The organism is Bradyrhizobium sp. STM 3843 (assembly GCF_000239815.1).
GTDB lineage: Bacteria > Pseudomonadota > Alphaproteobacteria > Rhizobiales > Xanthobacteraceae > Bradyrhizobium.
This window is the reverse complement of the sequence record NZ_CAFK01000232.1, coordinates 1-18246: the sequence shown is the minus strand read 5'-3', so window position 1 is coordinate 18246 and position 18246 is coordinate 1. Positions and strand designations below refer to the sequence as shown.

At 64.1% G+C, this 18246-nt stretch carries 20 protein-coding genes and 1 tRNA gene; 14 read left to right on the top strand and 7 right to left on the bottom strand.

Annotation, left to right across the window (positions count from 1 at the left end; translation table 11 throughout):
* Window positions 1–53: 53 nt before the first annotated feature.
* From BRAS3843_RS24355 to BRAS3843_RS24345, 3 genes are all read right to left on the bottom strand, one after another.
* Window positions 54–350: a GIY-YIG nuclease family protein gene (locus BRAS3843_RS24355; protein WP_008971741.1), complete on the bottom strand. Its 297-nt coding sequence runs from the start codon at window positions 348–350 to the stop codon at window positions 54–56.
* Window positions 351–573: 223 nt separating this feature from the next.
* Window positions 574–1773: an acetylornithine deacetylase gene (gene argE, locus BRAS3843_RS24350; RefSeq protein ID WP_008971740.1), complete on the bottom strand. Its 1200-nt coding sequence runs from the start codon at window positions 1771–1773 to the stop codon at window positions 574–576.
* 219 nt (window positions 1774–1992) lie between these two features.
* Complete coding sequence (locus BRAS3843_RS24345; RefSeq protein ID WP_008971739.1) at window positions 1993–2946, bottom strand: PHB depolymerase family esterase; 954 nt, start codon at window positions 2944–2946, stop codon at window positions 1993–1995.
* A gap of 196 nt (window positions 2947–3142) precedes the next feature.
* On the opposite strand from BRAS3843_RS24345, the gene BRAS3843_RS24340 reads away from it, so the two are divergent.
* Window positions 3143–3496, top strand: a complete 354-nt coding sequence (locus tag BRAS3843_RS24340; protein ID WP_008971738.1) for an NIPSNAP family protein — start codon at window positions 3143–3145, stop codon at window positions 3494–3496.
* Window positions 3497–3683: 187 nt separating this feature from the next.
* On the opposite strand, the gene BRAS3843_RS24335 is transcribed toward BRAS3843_RS24340, so the two are convergent.
* On the bottom strand, window positions 3684–4469 hold the full coding sequence (locus BRAS3843_RS24335) for an SDR family oxidoreductase (RefSeq protein ID WP_008971737.1): 786 nt from the start codon (window positions 4467–4469) through the stop codon (window positions 3684–3686).
* Between the two features lie 147 nt (window positions 4470–4616).
* On the opposite strand from BRAS3843_RS24335, the gene BRAS3843_RS24330 reads away from it, so the two are divergent.
* Complete coding sequence (locus BRAS3843_RS24330) at window positions 4617–5324, top strand: histidine phosphatase family protein (RefSeq protein WP_008971736.1); 708 nt, start codon at window positions 4617–4619, stop codon at window positions 5322–5324.
* A gap of 221 nt (window positions 5325–5545) precedes the next feature.
* Window positions 5546–6313 carry an SDR family oxidoreductase gene (locus BRAS3843_RS24325; protein WP_008971735.1) on the top strand — a complete coding sequence of 256 codons (768 nt, stop codon included), beginning with the start codon at window positions 5546–5548 and terminating at the stop codon, window positions 6311–6313.
* Between the two features lie 182 nt (window positions 6314–6495).
* On the opposite strand, the gene BRAS3843_RS24320 is transcribed toward BRAS3843_RS24325, so the two are convergent.
* The gene (locus tag BRAS3843_RS24320; RefSeq protein WP_008971734.1) at window positions 6496–7719 is read right to left on the bottom strand and encodes a serine hydrolase domain-containing protein; all 1224 of its coding nucleotides are present in this window, start codon (window positions 7717–7719) and stop codon (window positions 6496–6498) included.
* Window positions 7720–7869: 150 nt separating this feature from the next.
* On the opposite strand from BRAS3843_RS24320, the gene BRAS3843_RS24315 reads away from it, so the two are divergent.
* From BRAS3843_RS24315 to BRAS3843_RS24275, 9 genes are all read left to right on the top strand, one after another.
* A tRNA-Trp gene (locus tag BRAS3843_RS24315) sits at window positions 7870–7945 on the top strand.
* A gap of 311 nt (window positions 7946–8256) precedes the next feature.
* Window positions 8257–8448: a preprotein translocase subunit SecE gene (gene secE, locus BRAS3843_RS24310; RefSeq protein ID WP_035982613.1), complete on the top strand. Its 192-nt coding sequence runs from the start codon at window positions 8257–8259 to the stop codon at window positions 8446–8448.
* The gene (nusG, locus tag BRAS3843_RS24305) at window positions 8448–9005 is read left to right on the top strand and encodes a transcription termination/antitermination protein NusG (protein WP_008971732.1); all 558 of its coding nucleotides are present in this window, start codon (window positions 8448–8450) and stop codon (window positions 9003–9005) included. The genes secE and nusG overlap by 1 nt, the downstream gene beginning before the upstream one ends.
* Before the next feature lie 236 nt (window positions 9006–9241).
* Window positions 9242–9670, top strand: a complete 429-nt coding sequence (rplK, locus tag BRAS3843_RS24300) for a 50S ribosomal protein L11 (protein WP_035982612.1) — start codon at window positions 9242–9244, stop codon at window positions 9668–9670.
* A gap of 6 nt (window positions 9671–9676) precedes the next feature.
* Window positions 9677–10369, top strand: a complete 693-nt coding sequence (gene rplA, locus BRAS3843_RS24295) for a 50S ribosomal protein L1 (RefSeq protein WP_008971730.1) — start codon at window positions 9677–9679, stop codon at window positions 10367–10369.
* A 115-nt stretch (window positions 10370–10484) separates the two neighbouring features.
* The gene (locus tag BRAS3843_RS24290) at window positions 10485–11444 is read left to right on the top strand and encodes a 2-hydroxyacid dehydrogenase (protein WP_008971729.1); all 960 of its coding nucleotides are present in this window, start codon (window positions 10485–10487) and stop codon (window positions 11442–11444) included.
* A 195-nt stretch (window positions 11445–11639) separates the two neighbouring features.
* Entirely contained in the window at window positions 11640–12104 is a 465-nt protein-coding gene (locus tag BRAS3843_RS24285; RefSeq protein ID WP_008971728.1) for a (2Fe-2S)-binding protein, read from the top strand.
* Between the two features lie 3 nt (window positions 12105–12107).
* Window positions 12108–14285 (top strand): xanthine dehydrogenase family protein molybdopterin-binding subunit, encoded by a 2178-nt coding sequence (locus tag BRAS3843_RS24280; protein ID WP_008971727.1) that lies wholly within the window; start codon window positions 12108–12110, stop codon window positions 14283–14285.
* On the top strand, window positions 14282–14929 hold the full coding sequence (locus tag BRAS3843_RS24275) for a hypothetical protein (protein WP_008971726.1): 648 nt from the start codon (window positions 14282–14284) through the stop codon (window positions 14927–14929). Before BRAS3843_RS24280 ends, BRAS3843_RS24275 begins: the two co-directional genes overlap by 4 nt.
* A gap of 12 nt (window positions 14930–14941) precedes the next feature.
* Here BRAS3843_RS24275 and sigJ read toward each other — a convergent pair whose 3' ends face one another.
* Window positions 14942–15829, bottom strand: coding sequence for an RNA polymerase sigma factor SigJ (gene sigJ / locus BRAS3843_RS24270; RefSeq protein ID WP_035982611.1), 888 nt, complete (start codon window positions 15827–15829; stop codon window positions 14942–14944).
* Window positions 15807–16352, bottom strand: a complete 546-nt coding sequence (locus BRAS3843_RS24265; protein ID WP_008971724.1) for a hypothetical protein — start codon at window positions 16350–16352, stop codon at window positions 15807–15809. The genes sigJ and BRAS3843_RS24265 overlap by 23 nt, the downstream gene beginning before the upstream one ends.
* 656 nt (window positions 16353–17008) lie before the next feature.
* Here BRAS3843_RS24265 and rplJ point away from each other — a divergent pair.
* Together rplJ and rplL are read left to right on the top strand one after the other, a co-directional pair.
* Entirely contained in the window at window positions 17009–17527 is a 519-nt protein-coding gene (gene rplJ / locus BRAS3843_RS24260) for a 50S ribosomal protein L10 (protein ID WP_008971723.1), read from the top strand.
* Between the two features lie 60 nt (window positions 17528–17587).
* The gene (rplL, locus tag BRAS3843_RS24255; protein WP_008971722.1) at window positions 17588–17965 is read left to right on the top strand and encodes a 50S ribosomal protein L7/L12; all 378 of its coding nucleotides are present in this window, start codon (window positions 17588–17590) and stop codon (window positions 17963–17965) included.
* The last annotated feature ends 281 nt before the right edge of the window (window positions 17966–18246 follow it).

Sequence of the window (18246 nt, the reverse complement as noted above, 5' to 3'; positions counted from 1 at the left end):
GTGTCCCGGACGCGGTGCGGCACGAAGTGCTGCGCCGCAGAGCCGGGACCCAGTCACGTCGCCAGAGTGTTCAGCTCGTCGGTTAGATCACGCCAATTGGGATTGTCTTGCTCAATCAGCTTGAGCTTCAACGCACGTCGCCAGCGCTTCAGCGAATGTTCACGCGCTCGCGCTTCGAGGATCGAATCGAAAGCTTCGAAATAGACGAGCAAGGTCACGTCGTACTGTCGCGTGAAGCCGGGTACGAGTTTGGTTTTGTGCTCCGTCATGCGGCGGACTAGGTCGTTGGTCAATCCGACATAAAGAGTACCGTTTCGCTTGCTCGCGAGGATGTACACGAAGAAGGGCATGTCGGGACGGCCGTTCGGCGGAGAGGATGCTATCTAAGATTGCATGTCTGAACAGCGCTGCCAAGGTCTTCTGGGTCCCGGCTCTGCAGTGCGTCACTTTGTGCCGCACCGCGTCCGGGACACGATACCGGCGACCGGAATCCATCCGTCCGCATGCTGTGTCGGGGAATGACGCGAGGATGGATTTGCGCGCCTTCTCTTAGTTGGGCGCATCGCAGTTAGCTCAAGCGCGCCGCAACGCCTCCAGCCCGTCCGCCTTCTCGCATTGCGCGATCAGTCTCTCGATCATCTCGGCGCAGCGTTCGAGCTCGGCGATCGCGATGAACTCGTCAGGCTTGTGCGCCTGGGTGATCGAGCCGGGGCCGATCACCACCGTCGGGATGTCGGCCATCGCCACATACAGCCCGGCCTCGGTGCCGAACGAGACCTTGATGTTGTCGTTGCGGCCTGCGAGCGTCTTGGCAAAGGTCACCAGCGGATGATCGGCCGCCATGTCGAGCGCGGGATAGTCGAGAATGTCCTCGAACTCGATGCCGCTGTCGGGATGGCCGCGCCGCATCGCCGGCTCTATCTCGCTTTTGGCCCAGGCAACAATTTCACTGGTCAGCTGTTTGGCCTCGTGCACGCCGAGCCCGCGCACCTCGAACTGCAGCTCGCAGCTGTCGGGCACGATGTTCAGCGCGGTGCCGCCGTGGATTACGCTGCTCAGCATAGTGGTGTGGGCGACCTCATAGAGCTCGTCGCGCGTGCCGTGGGCGGCGATCTCTCGCGCGCGGCGGCGTACTTCGGTGATCAGGTCGGCGGCATGTTCGACAGCATTGACGCCCTGGGGCGCCAGCGCCGAGTGAGAGGCAAGGCCCCGGAAGATCGCGCGCAGCGCATGCTTGCCCTTATGCCCGATCGCGACCTGCATCAGCGTGGGCTCGCCGACCAGACAGGCGAGCGGCTTGACGGAGAGCTTGTTGATCTCGTCCAGCAACGGGCGCACGCCGACACAGCCGACCTCCTCGTCATAGGACAGCGCCAAGTGAATCGGCGTAGCTAGCTTGGCGCGCGCCACCTCCGGCACCATGGCGAGGCACACCGCGACAAAGCCCTTCATATCGGCGGCGCCGCGGCCGTAGAGCCGGCCGTCGCGCTCCACCAGCGTGAACGGATCGGCGCTCCAGTCCTGACCCGTCACCGGCACCACGTCGGTGTGGGCGGAGAGCACGATGCCTGGTGTATCGGCCGGGCCGATCGTCACCCACAACGCGGCCTTCTGACCGGTGTCATCGGTGATTCGCCGTGCGGTGATGCCGAAGCCGGCGAGATAATCTTCGACATAGCCGACCAGCGCGAGATTCGATTTGTCGCTGACGGTGTCGAAGCCGACGAGGTCGGCCAAAAGCTTGCGAATCCGATCGGTACGTTCACTTGGCATGGCAGTCTGGAATTGTGATGGTCGCGGCCCGTCAGGCCGAGGGCAGCGATATCACCGCGCCGAGGCCAGCCTGCCGTCGATTATCACCGATCGGAGGTGTGAAGGGAAGCTGACGGTCACCGCGCCCGATGGTAACACGCGGTTGTGCCGGAATATGGGACCGAGGACTGCCGTCTCGTGACCTTCTGGCACGTGCGGGCGAAGCGGCCAAGCCGCTGCTCACAATTGCGCCGTGGCCCGCTCCTCGTTGGCGAAGATCTTGAGGATTTCATCCGCCGCCGAAAAATCAGGCGTGCTCTGGCCGAGCAGGCGCGGCAGGAAGGCGCGTCGGCCTGCGATCTGATGACCACCGCCATCGATCCGGTAAAGCGTGACGGGCTTGCCGGATTGGCAGGACGTCCAAGTCACCTTGGTCGTTGTCGTTGCGTCCGACCAGCCGCGACCCGGCACGACCTGCTCCTCATGCGCCTTGCAGCCGTTGCGGCGGATGAAGAGCTCTGCGGTGCGTTTCACGCTCCAGACCTCGCCGCGACCTCCCGAGAAGCCGACGCCGCCGCCCTGATAGGGCACCATCGGGTCATCCGTCCCATTGATCATGACGAGCGGCAGTGGCGGCCCATCACAGGGCGCGATGCCGGCGGGCATGTTGGCGATCACGGTGCCGATGCCATGAAACAGATCGCCTGCCTTGCAGGCCATGGTGAAGCTCATCATGCCGCCGTTGGAAATGCCCGCCAGATAAATATGGCCGGGCAGGGCAATGCCATCCGCAACCAGGCGTTCGACCAGCGCGCGCAGGAACGCGACGTCGTCGGCGCCGCCGGGACCTCCGGCACGTTGGTCATTCCATTGGCGGTCGAGTCCCTGGGGAAAGACGGCCGTGAAGTCGTTGCGCACCGCAGCCTCGGCAAAGCCGGAGACGCGGATGGTGCTTTCGGCCGTCATGGTGGCGCCGTGCAACACGATGACTGTCGGCTGCGGTCCGCGGCGCGAGGCCTGGACGATAGCCCCGCGCGGTCCATCGCGGCTCGGAATGACAATATCGGTACTGCCTGCGGCACTGACGACCACCGCGCCCGCCGAGAGGCCGATCGCAAGCCCGATCGTGACGAGACGCTTCGACAGCGATTGCGTCGCGCGAGCGGTTGGATCCGACAGCAGGCGGAAGGCCATGGCGAGGTCTCCAAGATGATTGCGAACCTACCCTGGGGAGCACGTCGCGTGCGCGGACATAAGCGTAACAAATTGTATCGCGTTGGTACCTCTCGTCGATGACATCGAGCGTTTTTGATACTGCAGCACCACTGATCCCCGCGATGCTCTGGCAAGCCTTCCGTCTGCCACCATATCTCACGCCAGGAGAATGACCATGATCCAGCAGCTTCGCATCTACGAGATCTATGAGCACAACAAGGCGGCGTTTCATGCGCGCTTTCGCGATCACGCCGCCCGCATCATGCGCACGAAATACGACTTCAAGTTCGTCGCGATGTGGGAGACCACGTTCGGCGGTCGCACCGAGTTCGTCTATGTGCTGGAGTGGCCCGACGAGGCGACGAAGATTGCAGCCTGGTCGGCGTTGATGGCCGATGCCGAATGGACGGAGATCAAGCGGGTCACGCATGCCGAGCATGGGCTGATGGTCGGGACGATCGAGGACCGCCTGCTGATGCCGGTCGACTATTCTCCCGTGCAAGGACGAAGCCTGGTGCCGGGCGGCTGACGTTCGAGAGGGGCCGGACCTCGGCTTGTCGGGCAAATCGCCTTAGGCATGAACGACTAGCGCCGGGCGCAGGAGCGCGCCGCGGGGAAGTGAAATATATCCGTGATGTTGGTGCAGTCGGTTTGACCTCAGTCGTCATCGCCCGCGCAGGCGGGCGACGACAGCAGAGAACTTGGTGCGATCCTATTTACACCGGCTTGCCCGTGTACGGCATCGAGGCGGTCAGGCCGCCGTCGACTGGAAACGCCTGGCCGTTGACATAGGACGCCTCATCGCTGGCAAGGAATAGGGCCATCGCGGCGATCTCATGCGGCTGGCCGGCGCGCTTCAAGGGATTGAGCTGGCCGATCTTGCCCTCGGTGCCGCGCTCCTTGGCGCCGTCGAAGATCGGCTTGGTCATGCCGGTCTCGATCAGCCCCGGACAGACCGCGTTGATGCGCACGCCGGTGCCGGACAGCGAATAGGCCGTGGTCTGCACCAGGCTGATCACGCCGGCCTTGCTCGCTGCGTAAGGGTGGCCCGAGGCGCCCGCCTTCAAGCCCGCGACCGAGGCCGTGCAGACGATCGCGCCGCGCTGCTGCCGCACCATGTGCGGCATCGCATGTTTGATCGCGAGGAACGGGCCGATCAGATTGACGCGCAGGACCTCCTGCCAATGCTCGACCGTCTGCTCGGCGATCGGCTTCAGCCCGCCGGAGACGCCGGCATTGGCCCAGATCACGTCGAGCCGGCCATAAGTTGCGACCGCGCGGTCGATGAAGCCGATCACGTCCGCCTCCGAGCCGGCATCCGCGAGCACAGCCTCGGCGACGCCGCCCTGCTGCTTGACGAGCTCGACCGTCTCCTTGACGCCATCCGTTCGATCAACCGCGATCAGCCTGGCGCCTTCCTTCGTGAACATGAGCGAGGCGGCGCGGCCGATGCCGCTGCCCGCGCCGGTGATGATGACGGATTTGCCTTCGAGGCGGCCCATGGTTTCCTCCTGCTTCGTTCTATCCAGGCGCAGTCCGCGCGATGGAATTCAAACGCCGTTTCAAACATGCTTCAATATGCGAAGCTGCTTGAGACGGCTTTGTCACTCACGTACAGCCACAAGGCTGGAGAGGGAAGGGTGATCCTCATGTCGGACAATCAGGACAGACCTGGCGTCGTCACCACGCGCTGGTGGTGGGTGCGCCATGCGCCGGTCCGCGACGACGGCGGCAACATCTATGGCCAGACCGACATCGCCTGCGACACCAGCGACCGCATCGTATTCGAGGCGGTGGCGAAGATCCTGCCGCGCAGTGCGGTCTGGTATGCGAGCAATCTGAGGCGCACGCATCAGACCGCGGAGGCGATCTGGGCCACCGGCTTTCCGCAGCCGGCTGTGATGGCCAAGGAGGCCGCCTTTGCCGAGCAGAATCTCGGCCAGTGGCAAGGCATGAACCGCAAGGCCTTCCTGGCCAGCCAACCGGTCGGCAGCAACTGGTTTGCCGCGATCGATCAGCCCGCGCCCGGCGGCGAGAGCTTTTTGGATCTCTACAATCGCGTCGTGGCCGCGATCGCGCGGATCAGCGTTGAACAGGCGGGCAGGGATGTGATTGCCGTCGGTCATGGCGGCACCATCAAGGCCGCGGTCGCCCTGGCGCTCGGCGGCCTGGTCGAAAAGGCGCTGGCCTTCGACATCGACAATTGCTCGGTGACGCGGCTCGATCATATCGCCGCCGGTGACAACAGCACCTGGCGCTTGCCAATGGTCAATCAGCAGCCCTGGATGGCCGACGTTGCGCACGCCGCGATGCATCAGCCGGCCGGACCGGAGGTGACGACCAGCAAGTTGGCCTGAAGCGCGCGTGACGCGATGCTGAAGGAGTGAAGGATGGGGCGGATTGCCGGCGCAGCCCTGATCACAGCTGTCATCGTCCGCGAAGGCGGACGATCCAGTAATCACCGGCTTCTCGAGTCTCATGATTGCCGCGGCGTACTGGATGCTCCGCTTTCGCGGAGCATGACGGCGCTGAGGGTACACAACTAGTCTCATTCAAATAGGCCAAGGAGGAAACGACAATGACCCTATTCGACATGACCGGCAAAGTCGCCGTCATCACCGGCTCGACCCGCGGCATTGGCCTTGCCATCGCCGAGCGTATGGCCGAGCACGGCGCCAAGGTGGTGATCTCATCGCGCAAGGCTGATGTCTGCGATCAGGTGGCGAAAGAGATCAACGCGAAATATGGCGCGGGGAAAGCGGCCTCGGTCGCAACCAATATCTCCAGCAAGGAGAACCTGCAGCACCTGGTCGAGGAGTCCAACCGCATCTTCGGCAAGATCGACGTGCTGGTCTGCAACGCGGCGTCGAATCCTTATTACGGGCCGCTGGCCGGCATCTCCGACGACCAGTTCCGGAAGATCCTCGACAACAACATCGTCGCCAACAACTGGCTGATCAGCATGGTGGTGCCGCAGATGATCGCCCGCAAGGACGGCTCTGTCGTCATCGTGTCCTCGATCGGCGGCCTCAAGGGCTCGACCATCCTCGGCGCCTACGCGATCTCCAAAGCCGCCGACATGCAGCTCGCGCGCAATCTCGCCTGCGAATACGGGCCGCACAATGTGCGGGTGAATTGCATCGCGCCGGGCCTCATCAAGACCGATTTCGCCAAGGCGCTGTGGGACAATCCGGACAACCTGAAAGCCTCGACCTCTCGCACACCGATGCTCCGCATCGGCATCCCCGACGAGATCGCGGGCGCCGCGGTGTTCCTGGGCTCGGCCGCCGGCAACTTCATGACCGGCCAGACCATGGTGATCGACGGCGGCGCGACGATCAGTTGAGGGCAGTCTGCGACGTGACTGGAGGAGGCGCGTCCTTCACCACTGTCTCGTCCGCGAAGGCGGACGATCCAGTAGCCACCGGCCTCTCGGGTCTCACGACCGCCTCGGCGTACTCGATGCTCCGCCTGCGCGGAGCATGACGGTGGTCGGTCTGGCAGCAGCCGGGACGACAATGGTGATTGTCACTCCACCGCCGCATACACCACATCGCGCACCAGCGTGCGCAGGTAATCGCGCTGACCGGGGCCTTGGGCCATGAACACGCAGAACAAGTCCTCCTTCGGGTCGATCCAGAAGAACGTTCCGGCGATGCCGCTCCAGAAGAAGGTGCCTTCCGAGCCGGGGAAGGGCGCCAGCCCCGTTTGGGTCCGCACGGCGAAGCCGAGGCCGAAGCCGTGACCGGGTGACAGAATGCTCCCCTGGATCCGGCAGCCGGGTGGCAGATGGTCGGAGGCCATCAGCTCGACCGTCTTGCGGCCGACCAGCCTGACGCCGTCCAGGGTGCCGCCGTTGAGCAGCATCTGGCAGAAGCGGGCATAATCCATCGTGGTCGAGACCAGTCCGCCGCCGCCGGATTCCATGGTCGGGCGCTCGAGCATGTTGAAGAGCTGCGTCGACTCGCCGGTCCATGGATCAGTCTCGAACGGCTCGGCGAGGCGGCCGGCATTCTGAGGCGCGGTGAAGAACCCGGTCTCGGCCATGCCGAGCGGCGCCAGGATGCGCTCGGTGAGGAAGCTGCCCAGCGTCTTGCCGGAGACGACCTCGATGACGCGGCCCAGGATGTCGGTGGAGCGGCTGTAATTGAACTCGGCGCCCGGCTGGCAGATCAGCGGCAGGCCGGCGACGATCGTGGCGTGCTCCTCATTGCTGAGCTTGCGGCTGCGCACCCGCGATTGCTGGTAGCGCTGGTGCACAAGGCCGGTGCCGGTGTGCTCATAGGCGAGCCCCGAGGTATGGCGGAGCAGGTCCTGAATCGTCACCGGCCGTTCGACCGGGATCAGCTCCAGCTCGCGGCCGCCAATCTCGACCCCGACCTTCGGGTTCGAAAACGCCGGGATGAATTTGGCCAGGGGATCGCTGAGCAGGAGTTCGCCGTCCTCGACCAGCATCATGATGCCAACCGAGACGATCGGCTTGGTCATCGAGAAGATGCGGAAGATCGAATCCTTGGCCATCGGCGCGCCGGACGCCGGGCTTTGCCGGCCGATCGCATCGAACCAGCCGACCTGGCCTTTGCGGGCGACCAGCAGGGTGACGCCGGGCACGGTTCCCTTGTCCACCTCCCGCTTGAACGCGTCGGAGGCCCGCTGCAGGCGGGCGGGCGACAGCCCGAGCTGCTCAGGCCTTGCATGCGGCAAAGGCGACGTGTGGAGGGTAGATGAGGGGCGGGCGGCTGGCGCGGTCATGGGCTCTCCCGGAAGGCTTGTTGTCGGATTGCATCAAGTCTGGCCGAGATGCCGTGGTTTGAACAGCGGATTTGCCCCACTGCGCCCTTGCATTGGGGGCTGCGACTATGCTTCAACCGGCGCGAACCGCCGACGCGGTCGCGGTTCGCTAGGAGTGTAGCTCAATTGGTAGAGCACCGGTCTCCAAAACCGGGGGTTGGGAGTTCGAGCCTCTCCACTCCTGCCAGCGAGATCAAGCACTTAAGCCGCAAATCCAAGAACGGCATGAAGGACAGTGCGCGGTGCGCGTGATCTGCCCATATCTTGACCTTTGCGCGGTCTGACAGTAGATATCGCGCAACCTGCTGCCGGCCCGTCACAAAAGCGGATTTCCGGCGCGGCTTTTCACTCCCCGAACAATCGAGCCCGCACTCCGGCTCATCTCTCGACACGAGGGTGGGCTGAAGACGGCTGTTCAAGAAGACTGTTCGGATTCCTTGCAAACTCTTTAATCGTCCGAAGACCTGATCGTCTGAAGACCATGTGGACCCCACGACGATGGCCACCAGCCCGTTTAAATTCCTGCAGGAAGTGCGCTCGGAGACCGCCAAGGTCACCTGGCCAAGCCGTCGCGAGACGATGATCACCACGATCATGGTGTTCGTGATGGTGGCGCTGGCCTCGATCTTCTTCTTCGCCGCCGATCAGATCATTCGCTATCTCGTCACTTTGGTATTGGGCATTCACTGATGGCGACCGCAACGCAGACCGCTGACAAGCGCTGGTACATCGTTCACGCCTATTCGAACTTCGAGAAGAAGGTCGCGGAATCGATCCGCGAGCAGGCCAAGCAGCGTGGGCTCGAGGAGCTGTTCGAGCAGGTGCTGGTCCCGATCGAGAAGGTCACCGAGGTGCGGCGCGGCCGCAAGATCGACGCCGAGCGCAAGTTCTTCCCCGGTTACGTGCTGGTGAAGATGAAGCTGACCGACGAGGCGTTTCACCTGATCAAGAACACGCCCAAGGTGACCGGCTTCCTCGGTGCCGAGAACAAGCCGATGCCGATCTCCGAAGGCGAGGCCATGCGCATCCTGAACCAGATGCAGGAGGGCGTGGAGCGGCCGAAATCGACGGTCTCGTTCGAGATCGGCGAGAACGTCCGCGTCGCCGACGGTCCGTTCGCTTCGTTTTCGGGCGTGGTCGAGGAGATCGACGAGGCCCGTTCGCGGCTCAAGGTCGCGGTCTCGATCTTCGGCCGCGCGACCCCGGTCGAGCTCGAGTTCAACCAGGTCGAGAAGATCGCCGGTTGAGCTGGGGCAGGGCGCGCGCCCTGCTTGAGGCTTTCCTTTTCGCCCGATCTCGTGTATCGGGCGCGCTTCGCTCCCGGCCCAGCGTCGGGGGCATTTCGCTCGTGGGAGGCACGGCCGGCATTGCCAGCCGGACCAAGCGTGCCGCACCACGGTCCCAAACCATCGCTTGAGGGCCTGTTGAGCCCTCGGCGGGCGTCCGCAACAGGCAAAATCGCGGACGCATTGGAGATTGAACAATGGCAAAGAAAGTAACGGGATACCTGAAATTGCAGGTCCCGGCCGGGGCGGCGAACCCGTCGCCCCCGATCGGCCCCGCGCTCGGTCAGCGCGGTCTCAACATCATGGAGTTCTGCAAGGCGTTCAACGCCCAGACCCAGAAGGAAGAGAAGAACACCCCGATCCCGGTGGTCATCACGATCTATGCGGACCGGTCCTTCACCTTCGAGATGAAGACCCCGCCGATGTCCTACTTCTTGAAGCAGGCCGCCAAGATCCAGTCCGGCTCCAAAGCTCCGGGCCGCGACAAGGCCGGCAAGGTGACCAAAGCGCAGGTGCGCGAGATCGCCGAGAAGAAGATGAAGGACTTGAATTGCGACACCGTCGAAGCGGCCATGAAGATGGTCGAGGGCTCGGCCCGCTCGATGGGTCTGGAAGTTGCGGGGTAAGGCGCCATGGCGATCGGAAAACGCTTGAAGAAGGCCCGCGAGGGGATTGACCGCACGAAGCTCTACGCGCTTCCCGAGGCGGTCAAGATGATCAAGGAGCGCGCCAGCTCCAAGTTCGACGAGACCATCGAGGTCGCGATCAATCTCGGCGTCGATCCGCGTCACGCCGACCAGATGGTCCGCGGCGTGGTGATGCTGCCGAACGGCACCGGCCGCACTTTGCGTGTCGGCGTATTCGCGCGCGGCGCCAAGGCCGACGAGGCGAGGGCTGCCGGTGCCGACGTGGTCGGTGCGGAGGACCTGGTCGAGAAGGTGCAGGCGGGCAATATCGATTTCGACCGCTGCATCGCCACTCCCGACATGATGCCGCTGGTCGGCCGTCTCGGTAAGGTGCTCGGCCCGCGCGGCATGATGCCGAACCCGAAGATCGGCACCGTGACCATGGACGTCACCGGCGCTGTGAAGGGTGCCAAGGGTGGCTCGGTCGAGTTCCGGGTCGAGAAGGCCGGCATCATCCAGGCCGGCGTCGGCAAGGCCTCGTTCGCCGAGGACAAGCTGGTCGAGAACATCAAGGCGCTGGCGGACGCGGTCGTCAAGGCCAAGCCGGCTGGTGCCAAGGGCACCTATGTCCAGCGCGTCGCGGTGTCCTCGACCATGGGCCCGGGTGTCAAGGTCGAGCCGGGCACCGTGCTCGCCTGATACGGGCGCGACATTGTCAAGAGATTGCGAGCGGGGCCAGGCAACTGGTCCCGCTCTTGCTTTAGTGGGGCGCCATGAGTGGGCGCCGTGTGAACTGCGCCAGACTGAGAGCGCCATGCCTGACAAAGTCCTGATCTATTCCCGTCTTCCGCGATCCATGACCCAGCGCTTCGCGGCGCATTTCGACCTGCTCGATGCCGTTGGCAAGCCGGTGGAGGAGATGTTCGCCGCGGACGAGTTGGCGCAGGTTCGGGCGCTGATCACAGCCGGCGGCACGCCGCTGCGCGCGGCCGACATGGACAAGCTGCCGGCGCTTAAGGCCATCATCTGCTATGGCACCGGCTATGATGGGGTCGACCTCAAGGCTGCAGCCGCGCGCAACATCGTGGTCGGCAACAGCCCGGGCGCGAACGCGTCGTCGGTGGCCGACGTCGCGATGATGCTGTTGTTGGCGACGATGCGGCGGCTCCCGGTCGTCGATCCCTATGTGCGCAGCGGCGACTGGGCCGCCGCCAAGCCTTCCCCCCTGATGAAGCCGCCGGTGGGCCTTGCCGGCCGCAAGGTCGGCATCTACGGCATGGGCGAGATCGGCCGCAAGATCGCCGCGCGCGTCGCAGCCTTCGAGACCGAGGTCGGCTATTTCAGCCGCACGCGCTACGACGACCTGCCGTATCGATATTTGCCGAGCCTCGACGCGCTCGCCGAATGGTGCAGTGTGTTCGTGATCGCCGTCCGTGCCGGCGCGGATACGAACCATGTCGTCAATGCCGATCTCCTCGCCAAGCTCGGCGCCGACGGCTACGTGATCAACATCTCCCGGGGCTCGGTGATCGACGAGCCGGCGCTGGTTGCGGCCTTGAAAAGCAATACGATCGCAGGTGCCGGCCTCGATGTGTACGAGACCGAACCGCATGCCCCCAGCGAACTGACGAAGCTGCCGAACGTGGTGCTGACCCCGCATATCGGCGGCAATACGCAGGAGTCTCACGTCGCCATGCAGGCTTGCGTGCTGGCCAATCTAACGGCGTTCTTTGCTGGGGAGAAACTGCCTTACGAGGTGAGATGCACGTCATAGTCGTCGCATTGCGACTATTCGCGGATGCCAACCCAATCAAACGCAATTCGCTCGATTTAGTTCCAGCTGCAGCTCAGAAATATTCCGTTACGTCCCACGGCTCTGTGAGTTGCGAGTCATTCTAAGCTGCCTCTAAGTTCCCGCTCCAAAGTGACTGCTGGAGAGCAGTCGCCGGGTTTCACGAAAGAGCGGCAAATGGCAGCGTTCACCCTCAAGATCAACGGGCGCGAGCATCAGATCGATGTCGACCCCAACACGCCCTTGTTATGGGCCATCCGGGACAATGTCGGCCTGACCGGCACGAAATATGGTTGCGGTGTCGCCCAATGCGGTGCCTGCACCGTTCATCTCGATGGGCAAACCCTGCGGTCCTGCTCGCTGCCGGTCTCCGCGGTCGGTAAGAGCGAGGTGACGACGATCGAAGGCCTGAACAGCAAGGAGGGCGGCGCGGTTCAGAAAGCCTGGGCTGCGCTCGACGTTCCGCAATGCGGCTACTGCCAGTCCGGCCAGATCATGAGCGCCACTGCGCTGCTGGAACTCAATCCGAAGCCATCCGATCAGGACATCGATCTCGCCATGAACGGCAATCTTTGCCGGTGCGCCACCTATGTGCGCATCCGTGCCGCGATTCATGCGGCCGCGAAATCGCTGGAGGGCTAAGTCATGAATGCGCATGTGAAGCCCGCGACCGAGCTGTCGCGTCGTTCGCTGCTGAAGGCCGGTGCTGGCCTGGTGCTCGGGGTCTATGTCGCGCGGTCCGGGATCGCCTTTGCCGAGGACGCGCCGGCGGCGAAGTCGGTCAATATCGTGCCGAACACCTTCCTCGTGATCGGAAAGGACGACACGGTCACGGTGCTCTGCAAGCATATCGAGTTCGGGCAGGGACCGTTCACCGGCATGGCGACCTTGGTTGCCGAGGAGCTCGATGCCGACTGGGCGCAGATGCGCGCCGACCACGCGCCTTCGAACCCCGTCCTGTACAAGAACCTGCTGTTCGGGGTGCAGGGCACCGGCGGTTCGAGCGCGATCTCGAATTCCTATGAACAGATGCGCAAGGTGGGCGCAGCCGCGCGCGAGATGCTGGTTGCGGTGGCGGCCGACGAGTGGAAGGTGCCGGCCGGCGAGATCACGGTCGAGAAGGGCGTGATCAAGCATGCTTCCGGCAAGCAGAGCGGCTTCGGCGCATTTGCCGAAAAGGCCATGCAACTGCCAGTGCCGGCCAATCCGAAGCTGAAAGACCCGTCCGAATTCAAGCTGATCGGCAAAGAAGGGGCGGTCAAGCGACTCGACACCATCGCGAAGTCGAACGGCACGGCGGAGTACACGCTCGACATCCATGATCCCGGCACGCTGACGGTGCTGGTGGCGCGGTCGCCGAGATTCGGCGGCAAGGTCGCTTCGTTTGATGCTTCCGCCGCCAAGGCAGTGCCGGGCGTCTTCGACATCAAGGAAGTGCCGAACGGTGTTGCGGTCTATGCCGAAGGCTTCTGGCCGGCCAAGACGGCGCGCGATCTGCTCAAGATCAGCTGGGACGACAGCAAGGCCGAGAAGCGCGGCACGGACCAGCTGCTCAACGAGTTCCGGGCGCTCTCGAAGACGTCTGGCGCGCTGGTGAAGCAGGAGGGCGACGTCGAGGCCGAGATCGCCAAAGGCGGCCGGTTGATCGAGACCGAGTTTGTCTTTCCATATCTCGCTCATGCGCCGATGGAGCCGATCAACGCCTTTATCCATTGGAAGGGTGATACGGCTTCGGCCCGCTATGGCAGCCAGTTTCCGACGCCCGACCACGCGGTCATTGCCCAGGTCCTCGGCCTGGACATCAGCAAGGTCGAGTTGAAGACGATCCTCGCCGGCGGCAGCTTCGGCCGGCGCGCGCAGCAATCGACTCATGTTGCGATGGAATTGGCCCAGGCGGCCAAGGCGATCGGACCGGGCCGGCCGATCAAGCTGGTGTGGACCCGCGAGGACGACATGCGCGCCGGCTATTACCGGCCGTTCGGTGTTCACCGCATGCGCGGCGTCGTGCGTGACGGCAAAATCGTCGCATGGGCGGACACCATCGTCGGCCAGTCCATCATGAAGGGATCGCCGTTCGAGGCGATGACCTTCAAGGACGGTCTCGACTCGACGGCTTATGAAGGCTCCAACGACATTCCCTACGCGGTGCCCAATTTCCGTTGCGACCTGCATCAGGTCGATGTCGGTGTGCCCGTGTTGTGGTGGCGTTCTGTCGGCCACACCCATACCGGCTATGCCGTCGAGGCCTTTGTCGATCAGCTCCTGGAAGCGGCCGGGCAGGACCCGGTCGAGGGGCGGCTCGCGATGATGGCGGACAAGCCCCGCCATGCCGGCGTGCTGAAGGCGGTTGCTGAGCTCGCGAACTGGAAGGGCGCCAAGGTCGAAGCCGGCCGCGCCCGCGGTGTCGCCGTGGTCGAGAGCTTCAACACCTTCGTGGCCCAGGTCGTCGAGCTGTCGATGGGCGCCGATGGACCGGTGGTGCACAAGGTGTGGTGCGCGGTCGATTGCGGCGTCGCGGTCAATCCGGACATCATCCGCGCCCAGATGGAGGGCGGCATCGGCTTTGCGCTCGGCCACATTCTTTATGCGCAGCAGACGCTCGACGGCGGCGTGCCGGTGTCCGGCAATTTCAACACCTATCGCTCGCTGCGGATCAATGAGATGCCGGAGGTCGAAGTCGTAGTCGTGCCGTCGACCGAGAAGCCCAGTGGGGTCGGCGAGCCCGGCGTGCCGCCGCTTGGACCAGCGGTTGCCAATGCGATGGCCAAGCTCGGTCTGCCGCGGCCAACCCAGCTGCCGATCCGGCCGGGAGACACGGCATGAGCCTGCTCAGGACTGGAGCCGCGGCGCTGCTCGTCGGCAGCCTCGCGGCTGCGGCGCTGGCGTCATTGTCGGGCTTGCAGCGCGCCGACGCGGCCCCCGAAGCCGCTCGCGTCGCCGGCGGGTTGAGGCCGGTGTCCGACTTCGCCCAGATCAAGAATAAGGAGGAGCGCGCGGCCGCGCTGTTCGAGGAAGCCGGCAAGGTGCTGCAGTCGCCGCGCTGCATGAACTGCCACCCGGCCGGGGACCGTCCCACCCAGACCGACCGGATGATTCCGCATCAGCCGCTGGTGGTTCGTGGCGAGGCTGGCATGGGCGCATCCGGTGGCCTTGCCTGCACCACCTGCCACCACGAGGCCAATTTCGATGCCGCCGGCGTGCCCGGCAATCCGAAATGGCAGCTCGCGCCGATCGAGATGGCCTGGCAGGACAAGACGCTGGGTCAGATCTGTACCCAAATCAAGGATCCGAACCGCAACGGCGGCAAGAACTTGGCTCAGCTGGTTCATCATATGGCTGACGATGAGCTGGTCGGCTGGGGCTGGCATCCGGGCGCCGGGCGGACGCCTGCGCCGGGCACGCAGCAGCAGTTCGGCGAGCTGATCAAAGCCTGGGTCGATGCCGGCGCGGCCTGTCCGAAAGGATAACCACGCTGGGCGTCAGCTCGGCAGCGGCGCGTGTCGCAGCTTGTCGGGATTGCGCACGACATAGATCGCGGCGATCTTGCCCTGTTCGCCGTCGATCGCCATGCTCAGCGTATGGTCGATCTCATCGTCGATGAAGACGACGGCGCCCGCGCTTCCGTTGATCGTCTTCGGCTCCATCCGGATGTCGCGACCGGCGTTCTTGCCGGCTATCCCGATCAGGAAGCGGATGATCTTCTGCGCCCCGCGGATCGGGTTGAGCGCCGCGGTCTTGCGGCCGCCGCCATCGGTGATGGCGATCGCGTCATCGCGCAGCAGTCCTGCCAGACGGGAGACATCGCCGCTGGCTGCCGCTTCACAGAAAGCCTGCAACAGGATGGCATGCCTTTCCGGCGCGGTTGCGAGAGGAGGGTGGTTGTCGCGCACCGCGCGCCGGGCGCGCGTCGCCAGCTGCCGGCAAGCCGCCTCGCTCCGCTCCAGCATCCCGGCGATTTCACCAAATGGCCGGTCGAATACATCGTGAAGCAGGAAGGCGGCGCGCTCGAGCGGCGACAGCCGATCGAGCGTCAGCAGTAGCGCAAACGACAGATCATCGGCGAGCTCGGTCGCGGTGTCGGCGGAGAGGCCGTCGGCGTCGAACACAGGCTCGGGCAGCCACTGGCCGACATAGATTTCCCGCTGTGCTTGCGCGCTCTTCAATCGATCCAGGCACAGTCGCGTGACGATGGTGACGAGCAGCGCTTCCGGGTTGCGCGCATCCTGGACGGACGCAAAGCGGAGATAGGCGTCCTGCACCACGTCTTCCGCATCGCTGCGGCTGCCGAGCATGCGATAGGCAAGCCCGAGCAGCCGCCCGCGGTAGGGCGCGATGGGATCGCAATTATGCGGCTTGCTTGATGACATCGACCTGATCACCCGCCACCGTGACGCGGCGGCATTCCTTGGCGAAGCCGAGCGCCAGCTTGAGCATCGGGAACATTCGGCCCAGTTGCAGTCCCATCGAAAGCTCGATCACGCCTTTCTCGCCCCAGCGTGCGCGGACTGCATCGCGGTACGTTTCGTCCTCGATCGATCGGCGGATGACCGCGTCCGCGAAATGGAAGCCAAGCGCGGTCTCCGGGCTCATCGCGCCGAGGTCGCGGCGCAGCACGGCCTCGATCTGGCCCTTGGACATGCCGGCCTCCAGCGCCATATCGACCGTCAATTGGGTGCAGGGACCGCAATCTTCCGCGAGTGCGCCGGTGATCTTGGCGGCGAAAGCCGCGTCCACCGGCACCACCTCGCGATGCTCGGCCGCCTTGATGAGAGGTGCGAACTTGAAGAATGCCGCGGGTGCCTCCTGCAGGATCATCTCCGCATAACTGGTGTCATAGCCGTAGCGTCTGCCAAAAGAGCGCAGCATCCGCCGCGCAATAAAAGTCCGCATGGTTTGCTCCTCGGTTCCGGGGTAAAAGGCCGCGGGAAGCGGCCCGTTCGGCTCTAGACGAGCGGGGACGGCCGGGTGTGACGCGGGCGCCTCAAATTTCTTCCGGGACGGGTGGCTGCCCCCAAACTGGTGCGAAATTTGCTCTTGGCAAGCCGGCGCAGACCGGCTAAGAACCGCCCCCTGGACGTGCTGGCTTGGCTGGCACGTGCGCGCTCGCATTCCGAATAGAGACGAATAGGAGATCATTCCTTTCAGGACGTCCCTTGCGGATCCCCGAAAGGACGGATGGCCATTCTTTGTTTTTGGCGTGCGGGTGAGGGGTCCTTCGGCTTGCCGAGTGGCCCCGATCCTGTCCGAGACTGCAGGCGCCCGCGAGGATATGCAAATGTCCTCCACGGCTTAATCACATGGCCTGCATAGACGGGTGAAGACCGGATTTCTCGCATCACGCTGCCCTTTAGGTGGTGGGATGCAGGTTTGGTTCGAACCTCGACACTCCGTCTCCCAACCGGGGCGGAAGGGCAGGCTATTGAAGTCGTCGTGCCGCCCTGCGTGTCCTCTGAGGTTCTCAACCGAGGTCAGGTTTGGCGGGACGATGGGTGCAACCCGGCGGTCCCGCTTCAGAGGCGAAGGCCGCCAACCGGAGAGAGCTTGCTGTGGAACGAGCGGCAAAGAAAGAGGCGGTCGACCAGCTGCACGAGGTCTTCAAGGCCACGGGCGTTGCGGTCGTCGCTCACTATTCCGGCCTCACGGTCGCCCAGATGCAGACTCTGCGCAAGCAGATGAGGCACGCGGGTGCGTCGGTGAAGGTCTCGAAGAACCGTCTCGCCAAAATTGCTCTTGAAGGCACGGACGTCGTCGGCATCGGCCCCCTGTTGAAGGGGCCGACCGTGATCGCAACTTCGAGCGATCCTGTCGCGGCGCCCAAGGTTGCCGTCGAATTTGCCAAGGCGAACGAAAAGTTCGTCATCCTTGGCGGTTCGATGGGTAAAACCGTCCTGAATGTCGACAGCGTCAAGGCGCTCGCCTCGCTGCCGTCGCTGGACGAACTGCGCGGCAAGCTCGTCGGCCTGATCCAGGCTCCGGCGACCAAGCTCGCTCAGCTCTCCACTGCGCCCGCGAGCAAGCTCGCGCGGGTCATTCAGGCTTATGCCTCAAAGGGCGAAGCGGCCTGACGCCCTTCGCAATTCCTCGACAATCTGGTTTCGAACCAACCATCTTAAGGAAATAGATCAATGGCTGACCTGCAGAAAATCGTCGACGACCTCTCCAGCCTCACCGTTCTCGAGGCTGCCGAGCTCGCCAAGCTGCTGGAAGAAAAGTGGGGCGTCTCCGCTGCAGCCGCAGTGGCCGTGGCCGCTCCGGGTGCTGGTGGCGGCGCTGCCGCTCCGGTGGAAGAGAAGACCGAGTTCACCGTTGTCCTGGCTTCGGCCGGCGACAAGAAGATCGAGGTCATCAAGGAAGTTCGCGCCATCACCGGCCTGGGCCTGAAGGAAGCCAAGGACCTGGTCGAGGGTGCGCCGAAGCCGGTCAAGGAAGGCGTCAACAAGGACGAGGCCGAGAAGATCAAGGCCCAGCTCGAGAAGGCTGGCGCCAAGGTCGAGCTCAAGTAACCGCAGGTTACGTGAGCGAAGATCCCGGGCGAGCGACAGCGAGACCCGGGATCTATCACCTAAGGTTTCGGTGGTCGGGTGACGGAAGTCCCCCGGCCATCGCGTCCAAGAGACGGTAGCGGTATCCGGCGCTGGGGTCGGTTTCGTTGCAAGAGGCGTGCAAAGGGATCGCCCGATGCGCGTAACACACGAAAAAGTGTTGGGATTTAGGGGCTTGCCCCTCGAATCTCGACTATGGTCGCCCCATATTGGGTCGGCAGCACGAAAAGCCGGTGGCGCAG

Coding starts and splice junctions, on each gene's coding strand:
- BRAS3843_RS24355 (WP_008971741.1), bottom strand. CDS start 350: ATGCCCTTCTTCGTGTACATCCTCGCGAGCAAGCGAAACGGTACTCTT.
- argE (WP_008971740.1), bottom strand. CDS start 1,773: ATGCCAAGTGAACGTACCGATCGGATTCGCAAGCTTTTGGCCGACCTC.
- BRAS3843_RS24345 (WP_008971739.1), bottom strand. CDS start 2,946: ATGGCCTTCCGCCTGCTGTCGGATCCAACCGCTCGCGCGACGCAATCG.
- BRAS3843_RS24340 (WP_008971738.1), top strand. CDS start 3,143: ATGATCCAGCAGCTTCGCATCTACGAGATCTATGAGCACAACAAGGCG.
- BRAS3843_RS24335 (WP_008971737.1), bottom strand. CDS start 4,469: ATGGGCCGCCTCGAAGGCAAATCCGTCATCATCACCGGCGCGGGCAGC.
- BRAS3843_RS24330 (WP_008971736.1), top strand. CDS start 4,617: ATGTCGGACAATCAGGACAGACCTGGCGTCGTCACCACGCGCTGGTGG.
- BRAS3843_RS24325 (WP_008971735.1), top strand. CDS start 5,546: ATGACCCTATTCGACATGACCGGCAAAGTCGCCGTCATCACCGGCTCG.
- BRAS3843_RS24320 (WP_008971734.1), bottom strand. CDS start 7,719: ATGACCGCGCCAGCCGCCCGCCCCTCATCTACCCTCCACACGTCGCCT.
- secE (WP_035982613.1), top strand. CDS start 8,257: ATGGCCACCAGCCCGTTTAAATTCCTGCAGGAAGTGCGCTCGGAGACC.
- nusG (WP_008971732.1), top strand. CDS start 8,448: ATGGCGACCGCAACGCAGACCGCTGACAAGCGCTGGTACATCGTTCAC.
- rplK (WP_035982612.1), top strand. CDS start 9,242: ATGGCAAAGAAAGTAACGGGATACCTGAAATTGCAGGTCCCGGCCGGG.
- rplA (WP_008971730.1), top strand. CDS start 9,677: ATGGCGATCGGAAAACGCTTGAAGAAGGCCCGCGAGGGGATTGACCGC.
- BRAS3843_RS24290 (WP_008971729.1), top strand. CDS start 10,485: ATGCCTGACAAAGTCCTGATCTATTCCCGTCTTCCGCGATCCATGACC.
- BRAS3843_RS24285 (WP_008971728.1), top strand. CDS start 11,640: ATGGCAGCGTTCACCCTCAAGATCAACGGGCGCGAGCATCAGATCGAT.
- BRAS3843_RS24280 (WP_008971727.1), top strand. CDS start 12,108: ATGAATGCGCATGTGAAGCCCGCGACCGAGCTGTCGCGTCGTTCGCTG.
- BRAS3843_RS24275 (WP_008971726.1), top strand. CDS start 14,282: ATGAGCCTGCTCAGGACTGGAGCCGCGGCGCTGCTCGTCGGCAGCCTC.
- sigJ (WP_035982611.1), bottom strand. CDS start 15,829: ATGTCATCAAGCAAGCCGCATAATTGCGATCCCATCGCGCCCTACCGC.
- BRAS3843_RS24265 (WP_008971724.1), bottom strand. CDS start 16,352: ATGCGGACTTTTATTGCGCGGCGGATGCTGCGCTCTTTTGGCAGACGC.
- rplL (WP_008971722.1), top strand. CDS start 17,588: ATGGCTGACCTGCAGAAAATCGTCGACGACCTCTCCAGCCTCACCGTT.